Source organism: Streptococcus sp. k-378 (assembly GCF_013277505.1).
Classification (GTDB): Bacteria; Bacillota; Bacilli; order Lactobacillales; family Streptococcaceae; genus Streptococcus; species Streptococcus pseudopneumoniae.
This window is the reverse complement of sequence record NZ_VMNC01000042.1, coordinates 1-7425: the sequence shown is the minus strand read 5'-3', so window position 1 is coordinate 7425 and position 7425 is coordinate 1. Positions and strand designations below refer to the sequence as shown.

Annotated in this window: 7 protein-coding genes and 2 pseudogenes; 2 read left to right on the top strand and 7 right to left on the bottom strand. The window is 39.3% G+C overall.

Annotated features, from left to right (window positions below; all coding sequences use genetic code 11):
* A pseudogene (locus HT719_RS05085) lies at positions 1 to 139 on the top strand (ISL3 family transposase); the annotation flags it as partial.
* A gap of 65 nt (positions 140 to 204) precedes the next feature.
* Here the strand turns inward: HT719_RS05085 and HT719_RS05080 are convergent.
* From HT719_RS05080 to HT719_RS05060, 5 genes are all read right to left on the bottom strand, one after another.
* Positions 205 to 1131 (bottom strand): ATP-binding cassette domain-containing protein, encoded by a 927-nt coding sequence (locus HT719_RS05080; RefSeq protein ID WP_001291300.1) that lies wholly within the window; start codon positions 1129 to 1131, stop codon positions 205 to 207.
* 10 nt (positions 1132 to 1141) lie between these two features.
* Positions 1142 to 2209 (bottom strand): ABC transporter ATP-binding protein, encoded by a 1068-nt coding sequence (locus HT719_RS05075; protein WP_000159563.1) that lies wholly within the window; start codon positions 2207 to 2209, stop codon positions 1142 to 1144.
* A gap of 8 nt (positions 2210 to 2217) precedes the next feature.
* Positions 2218 to 3144, bottom strand: coding sequence for an oligopeptide ABC transporter permease OppC (gene oppC, locus HT719_RS05070; protein ID WP_000103690.1), 927 nt, complete (start codon positions 3142 to 3144; stop codon positions 2218 to 2220).
* Positions 3144 to 4640, bottom strand: a complete 1497-nt coding sequence (locus HT719_RS05065) for an ABC transporter permease (RefSeq protein WP_050207981.1) — start codon at positions 4638 to 4640, stop codon at positions 3144 to 3146. The genes oppC and HT719_RS05065 overlap by 1 nt, the downstream gene beginning before the upstream one ends.
* 66 nt (positions 4641 to 4706) lie before the next feature.
* Positions 4707 to 6686 carry a peptide ABC transporter substrate-binding protein gene (locus tag HT719_RS05060; protein WP_172928453.1) on the bottom strand — a complete coding sequence of 660 codons (1980 nt, stop codon included), beginning with the start codon at positions 6684 to 6686 and terminating at the stop codon, positions 4707 to 4709.
* A gap of 126 nt (positions 6687 to 6812) precedes the next feature.
* On the opposite strand from HT719_RS05060, the gene HT719_RS11570 reads away from it, so the two are divergent.
* Positions 6813 to 6995 (top strand): hypothetical protein, encoded by a 183-nt coding sequence (locus HT719_RS11570; protein WP_240156552.1) that lies wholly within the window; start codon positions 6813 to 6815, stop codon positions 6993 to 6995.
* On the opposite strand, the pseudogene HT719_RS05055 reads toward HT719_RS11570, so the two are convergent.
* Both HT719_RS05055 and HT719_RS05050 read right to left on the bottom strand, forming a co-directional pair.
* Positions 6979 to 7164 (bottom strand): annotated as a pseudogene (locus HT719_RS05055) (transposase); the annotation flags it as partial. The gene HT719_RS11570 and the pseudogene HT719_RS05055 overlap by 17 nt on opposite strands.
* Positions 7165 to 7168: 4 nt before the next feature.
* Positions 7169 to 7425 (bottom strand): transposase (locus tag HT719_RS05050; protein ID WP_172928451.1); only part of this gene is annotated, 257 nt, incomplete at its 5' end.

The window sequence follows — 7425 nt, the reverse complement described above, 5'->3', positions numbered from 1 at the left end:
GGAAGCGACCAATAGTGTCGTGTTTGTTATCAAACGGTTTTCCTTTTTTTTTCTTCTCTTTTCAAACTTCAAAAAACGGATTTTTATCGCTCTGAACATCAAAAAAGAAAGGACGAAATTTGTCCTTTCTCGTGCTTAGCTGACTTCAACCCACTACAGTTGACAAAGAGCCTAAAAATTGACATGGAAATTATAAAACCATTACTAGTTTAGTCCTTTTTGATAACGTGCCAATTCGGCTTGGTTCGCCCAAACATAGTGACCTGGACGGATTTCAACCATGGATGGTTTATCAGTCTCATAGTCGTGTTGACTTGGGTCGTAAACCTTCAAGACCTTCTTACGTTCCAAGATTGGATCTGGGATTGGTACCGCTGAAAGCAAGGCTTGAGTATATGGGTGAATTGGATTGTTAAACAATTCTTCTGTCTCTGCAACCTCTACAATAACACCCTTGTAAATAACTGCGATACGATCTGAAATAAAACGAACAACCGACAAGTCATGGGCGATAAAGAGATAGGTCAAGCCAAGTTCTTTTTGGAATTTTTTGAGCAAGTTCAAGACTTGGGCACGCACAGAAACGTCCAAGGCTGAAATTGGTTCATCCGCAATAACAAAGTCTGGTTGCATGACCAAGGCACGGGCAATACCGATACGTTGACGTTGACCACCTGAAAACTCATGAGGGTAACGAGTCAAATGCTCAGCAAGCAGACCCACTTCACGGATAATATTTTGAACTTTCTCTTCACGCTCTGCTTCATCCTTAAACAAATGGTGATTGTAAAGACCTTCAGAAATAATATAATCAACAGTCGCACGTTCATTCAAACTTGCCGCAGGGTCTTGGAAAATCATCTGGATACGACGAATCAATTCCGCAGCTTGTTCACGCGATTTCTTACCATTAATCTTTTGACCCTCAAAAATGATATCTCCATTACTTGTATCATTGAGACCGATGATAGCACGACCAATAGTTGTTTTCCCACTACCTGACTCACCAACAAGCGAGAACGTTTCTCCCTTGTTGATAAAGAAGTTAGCATTTTTAACCGCGACAAACTTCTTACTTCCTTCACCGAAGGAAATTTCTAAATCTTTAATTTCTACTAATTTTTCAGACATTTCCTTCCTCCTAGTCAGCCAGATGGGCAAATCCCATTTTTTCACGGATCTTATCATGGAGATTTGCAATCACAGCTGGTTTTTCTACTTTTGGAGCATCCTCATGAAGTAGCCAAGTTTTAGCCCAATGTGTCTCTGATACTGAGAATTGAGGAGCTTTTTGTTCGAAGTCAATCTGCATTGCATAGTCAGAACGCAAGGCAAAGGCATCCCCTTTCAAGTCAGTATAAAGTGACGGAGGTGTTCCTGGGATTGAGTAAAGATCCCCTTTATCATCAGCAAGCTGAGGCAAGCTAGACAAGAGACTCCATGTATATGGATGGCAAGCGTCATAGAAGACTTCCTCAACAGTTCCATACTCAACGATTTCTCCTGCATACATAACCGCTACCTTATCCGCAATACTTGCTACCACACCAAGGTCGTGAGTGATAAAGATTGTTGTGAAATGATACTCGTTTTGTAAAGATTTTAGCAAATCAATAATCTGAGCTTGAATGGTTACATCCAAGGCAGTTGTTGGCTCATCACAGATCAAGACATCAGGTCGGCAGGCAAGGGCAATCGCAATAACGATACGTTGACGCATTCCTCCAGAATATTGGAATGGGTATTCATCAAAACGTCTATCTGCGTCTGGGATTCCAACTTTATTCATGTAGTCAATGGCCAATTCTTTTGCTTCCTTGGCTGTTTTTCCTTGGTGTTTTACAATAACTTCTGTAATCTGGCTACCAATTGTTTTAATGGGGTCCAAACTAGTCATTGGATCCTGGAAGATAGTCGCAATCTTAGCACCACGAATTTGTTCCCAATCCTTGTGAGAAGATAGATTTGTCAAATCCTGACCACGGTAGTCAATACTACCTTGGGCAATGCGACCATTTTCTTCGAGCATACCTGTGAAGGTCTTTGTCAAAACAGATTTTCCTGATCCTGACTCACCTACCAAGGCTAATACTTCTCCTTCAACTAGTTCAAGGGAAACGCCGCGAATGGCTGTCAATACTTTGTCACGAACGTCAAATTCCACGACAATATCGCGAGCAGTCAAAATTACATTTTTTTCTTTTGTCATTTCTACTCCTATCTATGTGTACGTGGATCACTAGCATCCGCTAAGTTTTGACCAACTACGAAAAGGGACAAGGATACCAAGACAAGAGTTGTCAATGGAATCCAGAACAAGTAAGCATTGGTTGTTACGTTTTGTGAATAATCCGAAATCAAACGACCCAAACTTGGCACGGTAATCGGTAATCCTAGACCGAAGAAAGACAAGAAGGCTTCGTATGAGATAAAGCTTGGAAGCATTTGAGTCATGGTTGTCACAATAACAGATACCAATTGTGGCATGATGTTTTTGGCAACAATCTTCAAGGTTGGTGTTCCCAAAGTACGTGACGCCAAGTTGTATTCCAAATCACGATAACGCAAGATTTGCACACGGATCATGAAGGCAATCCCAATCCATGTCGTCACACTCATAGCAAAAATCAGATTCCAGAATCCAGCTCCGATTGAGTAAGTCAAGACAATGACAATCAAAAGAGATGGGATGTTTGAGATGACGTTATAAACTTCCATCATGACACGGTCAACTGATTTTGAAATTCCCCAAATACCACCGACAAAAACACCGATAACCAAGTTAATCACTGTCGCAATCACAGAAATAAGGATAGAGTTACGAGCTCCAAACCAGACACCGTCAAAGAGTGATTTACCGTTACTGTCTGTACCGAACCAATGCTCAGCATTTGGCTTGATATAACGAGCACTAAAGTCGTTTACCTTGCTGACATCATTGAAATCAAACTTAGAAAACATTGGGTAGATGAAACTCATCAAAATGATGGCTACCAAGATTCCCAACATGACTACAGTTGATTTTTTCTTCATAAATTGTCTAAACACTGATTTCCAGTAAGAATATGCTGGCGCATCAATAGTTTCAGAGGCAAAATCGTCACGTTTTATAAACTGAAATTTTTCTTTATCGATTGTAGACATTATTTGCCTCCTTTCTCAGTCAATTTAATACGTGGGTCAATAATAGTCATCCAAATATCTCCCAAAAGACGTGAGAAGATAGAAATACATGTAAAGATGAAGACAAGACCAACGACCATAGAGTTATTAGATGCTTTTACAGAGTCAATCAACATTTTACCCATACCTGGGAAGGCGAAGACTGTTTCAGTAAGGGTTGCACCACCGATAACCCCAATAATAGCACCAGGAATTCCTGAAACCAGCGGAACCATGGCATTTTTAAAGATGTGTTTGTTTGAAATTTCTTTTTCAGACAAACCTTTTGCACGAGCGAAACGAACAAAGTCTTGAGATTGCAAGTCAATCATGTAACGACGAATCCAAATAGCTGTACCAGGAGCACCCAACAAACCAAGGATGACTGCTGGTAAAACGTAAGAACGCCAATCTCCAGCTCCCAAGATAGGGAACGAATCTGGAAGACCAATAGATGATCCAATCAATCGAACGATGTAAACCAAGGCAATGGTTGGAAGAGCAAGCAAGAAGGTCAAAGCCCCTGTTGAGAAGCTATCAATCCAAGTGTTCTTGAAACGAGCCATGGCTGAACCAAGTGGCACTGCAATCGCATAAGAAATCACCAAACCAATCAAACCAGTAATAGCAGAGCTGACAATCATAGATGGATATTGGTAATTACTTTCAGTCGCTGTATAAGGATCATCTTTCCCATAGCTAGCTACTTCACGAGAGTCAGCCTGACTAGGTGACTTGTAGGTTCTTGAGTAAATATTTACAGAAGACGTTTTCTTACCTGTTGGGAACTGAACTTGGGCAGTTTTGGTTTGTCCTTGACCTTGAGTAATAACCTGAAGAACTGGTGTATTAGCATAGGTTGGGTAAGAGTCACCTAAATTCAAGTTCACAAAGTTTTGATGAACAAATGGGAACTGACTGTTAAAGTATAAGAGATATTTATGTTTAGTTCCTGAACCGACCAATGACCATCCGATAGCTGGATCATTTTCAAAACGAAGGTAGCGTTTCAAGTCTGGATTTTCAGGGTCTTGGATTTTATTTGTATGGTCAATGTCAATCAAGTTAGCATAGAAGTGAAAAACACGTTCAAAAATGGGGATTTCACGACTAGCATAGAATTGACCACTTTCAGTAAATTCTCCCAAGGTCCAACCATGACCTAATTGATTGATGTACTTTTCATAAATAGCTTTATTGGTCGCATTTGCTTCTACTGTTACAGAAGAATCCATGCTACTTGCCTTTTCTTGCAACTCTTTAGTATCGTAATACTCAATGTAGCCCATACGCTCAAACACAGTATTTTCATAGTTATCACGTTTATCAGCCGTTGTCGCAATTTTATTATAGTTAGGATCCTGCTTGAAAATCAATTTTCGAGGAACCAAGGTATAGATAATCGTGTAGGTCAAAGTCGTCACTAAGAAAATCGAAACCAATGACCGCAAAACACGCATAAAAATATATTTTTTCATATTATTTCCTTTAAAAATCCCAAAAGAACCTTCTCCTCATGGAGAGAAAGTTCTATTAGAAATTATTTACTTCACATGACTTGCCAATTCTTTTTGAGCTTTCTCATTTGATTCAGCTTTTTCTTTCAACCATTTTTCACGAGCTTTTTCATACTCTTTCTTAGTCACCGCTTTATCTTGCAATTTCAAATATTTGAAGTAAACATCTGACCCCTTAGAGCCTGTTTGCGCAGAAGCTCCAGTAAATGGAACAACTCGTGAAAGCACCGGTGCTGCACCAGAAGAAGCCATAGCAGGAATAAAGAGAGAACTATCAGTCAACCATGCTTGAGCCGCTGCATATTTTTCATAACGGACATTCAAGTCGCTTGTCTCTTTGGCAGCTTCATCAACCAATTTATCGTATTCTTTCAAACCAACTTGAACTACTGAAGGGCTATTTGGATTATCAAATCCTAAATATGTTTTTGTAGTTTCACTGCTAGTTGTTTTTAAAATATCCAAGTAAGTAGATGGGTCTTGATAGTCTGGTCCCCATGTAACTCCTCCCGATACATCCCAATCCTCAGATGAAGCATTGGCAGCATAGTAAGTAATATTAAGGAATTCATCACTTGTCATTTGTTGAATATCGACAACGACATTTTCAACACCAAGAACTGTTTCTACAGATTGTTTAAAGGACTGAATACGGGCGATGTAGCCTTTTGATGCTTGGTCTACTGGAATATCCAGATGAATAGGAAACTGAACGCCATCTGCTTCTAAAGCTTTCTTAGCTTTCGCAAACTCTGCCTTGGCCTTGTCAGCATTGAATAAACCATCCTGCCCATCAGCTAAATTCACACCTTTCCACTCATCTCCATAAGCAGGAAGTTGAGCAGCGACTAAATCACCAAAGGTCTTCTCACCAACTGAAACAAAGTCTGGTTTTACAAATAGATTACGAACTGCTAAAGCTGCTCCATCTTTACCATTGATTTGAGCTGAGTAAGCTGAGCGATCAAGAGCAAAATTCAAGGCTTGACGGAAATCTTTGTTAAGCAATGCCTTCTTAGTAGCTGCTTTCTCTGAATCTGTAGTTTTAGAAGTATAGTTGTAACTTTGGCGATCAACATTCACACCCAGACCAGCAATCCCAGAGCCTGGTTGTGTGTAATAGATATTGTCCTTGTATTTTTCTGCAACCTTAGAATAGTTGGAGCTGGTAGGGAAAAGACGGGCATAACTATAAGCTCCACTAGTGAAGTTACGCTCTAGCGACTCCTGATCTGAGCCATCATAGTAAGCTAGATTGATAGTATCTAGGTGGACATTTTCTTTATCCCAATATTGCTCATTTTTCACAAACTCTACAGAAGATTTTGCAGTCAACCCTTTCAACAAGAATGGCCCATTATAAAGCAAGGATGTCGGATCTGTTGGTTTAGCAAAATCGCTTCCTTTTGATGTTTCGAATTCTTCATTCAGAGGCCAGAAAATAGAATAGGTCAACTTAGAGTTCCAGAACGGTTCAGGCTGGTTCAAAGTGTATTGTAACGTATAATCATCAACCGCCTTGACACCAACTGTTGAAAAATCTGTTGAAGTTCCTGATAGATAATCTGCCAAGCCTTTAACCGAATTTTCAGCTAAATACATAGCTTCTGATTTTTTATCTGCTGCGTGTTTTAAACCGTTCACGAAATCTTTAGCCGTCACCTCTGCATATTCTTCTCCATCCGAGGTAAACCATTTAACCCCTTTACGAATCTTATAAGTGTAGGTCAAACCATCCTTAGAGACTTCCCAATCCTCTGCCACTGCAGGGGTAAGATTTCCGTAATTATCATTAGTAAATAAACCATCAATCCCATTTGAAGTCACTACTTTTGTACTATTTTTACTTGAAATCAGGTAGTCCAAGGTTTCTGGGTCTGCTGTATAAACATAGCCATAAGCTTTAGAGGCTGATGAATCAGATGATTTTGAAGAACTGCATGCTGCAAGTACACCTGCTGCTAATAAAACAAGACCTGCTGTAGCAAATACACGACTTTTTTTCATTTTCTACTCCTCTGTTTATGTGAATTATAGATTGACAACCATTATATCACATTATGCATTAAAAATCAAACAAATTTTCAGAATATTTAGGCTTGTTGGCACAAATTTTTCATTTTTTTTGAATATATGGTTCAAATTGTCGTTCGAAGTATCAAAGGCTACAGCGAAAATAGGAAATTTGACGCAGAAACTTTGGAGTTTAGGAAGACCTATAGTAAAACGAAATACAGACTGAACAATGTGATTTTGGAATTCAAATTAAATTATAACAATATTAGACTTCCTGCAAAAGAGGATATAGCTTCATGAGTCCTTGATAACCATTGTCAGCCAAGATTTTACCAGCTTGTCCGATATTTCTGCGACTCGTTTTGAACAACTTCATATCATGACAATAGTTCACAGCGATATCCAAAGAAACAATTCTCCCTTGACTTGTGACAATCGCTTGAGCCTTCATAGCGTGGCATTTCTTTTTATAGTCATTTAGTTTTTAAAAAGCGTTCCAACCATTCAAAAATAGTTGGGACTTCCCTTAATAAATCCGTCACTTTCTTTTTCAAGATAGCCCAAGCTTGCTCAATAGGATTCAAATCTGGTGAATAAGGCGGTAGAGGTAAGAAAAAGTGTTTATCTTGGATGCAGAGTTCATCCAAAATGTTCTTGGGATCAAAACTAGCATTGTCCATGATAATAACATGAGGTGTCTTCAAAGCAGGCAGGAGTTGCGTTTTGAACC

What these genes read in the sequence shown, in the direction of transcription:
- HT719_RS11570 (WP_240156552.1), top strand. Translation starts at nt 6,813, where the DNA reads ATGGTTCAAATTGTCGTTCGAAGTATCAAAGGCTACAGCGAAAATAGG.
- HT719_RS05080 (WP_001291300.1), bottom strand. Translation starts at nt 1,131, where the DNA reads ATGTCTGAAAAATTAGTAGAAATTAAAGATTTAGAAATTTCCTTCGGT.
- oppC (WP_000103690.1), bottom strand. Translation starts at nt 3,144, where the DNA reads ATGTCTACAATCGATAAAGAAAAATTTCAGTTTATAAAACGTGACGAT.
- HT719_RS05065 (WP_050207981.1), bottom strand. Translation starts at nt 4,640, where the DNA reads ATGAAAAAATATATTTTTATGCGTGTTTTGCGGTCATTGGTTTCGATT.
- HT719_RS05060 (WP_172928453.1), bottom strand. Translation starts at nt 6,686, where the DNA reads ATGAAAAAAAGTCGTGTATTTGCTACAGCAGGTCTTGTTTTATTAGCA.
- HT719_RS05075 (WP_000159563.1), bottom strand. Translation starts at nt 2,209, where the DNA reads ATGACAAAAGAAAAAAATGTAATTTTGACTGCTCGCGATATTGTCGTG.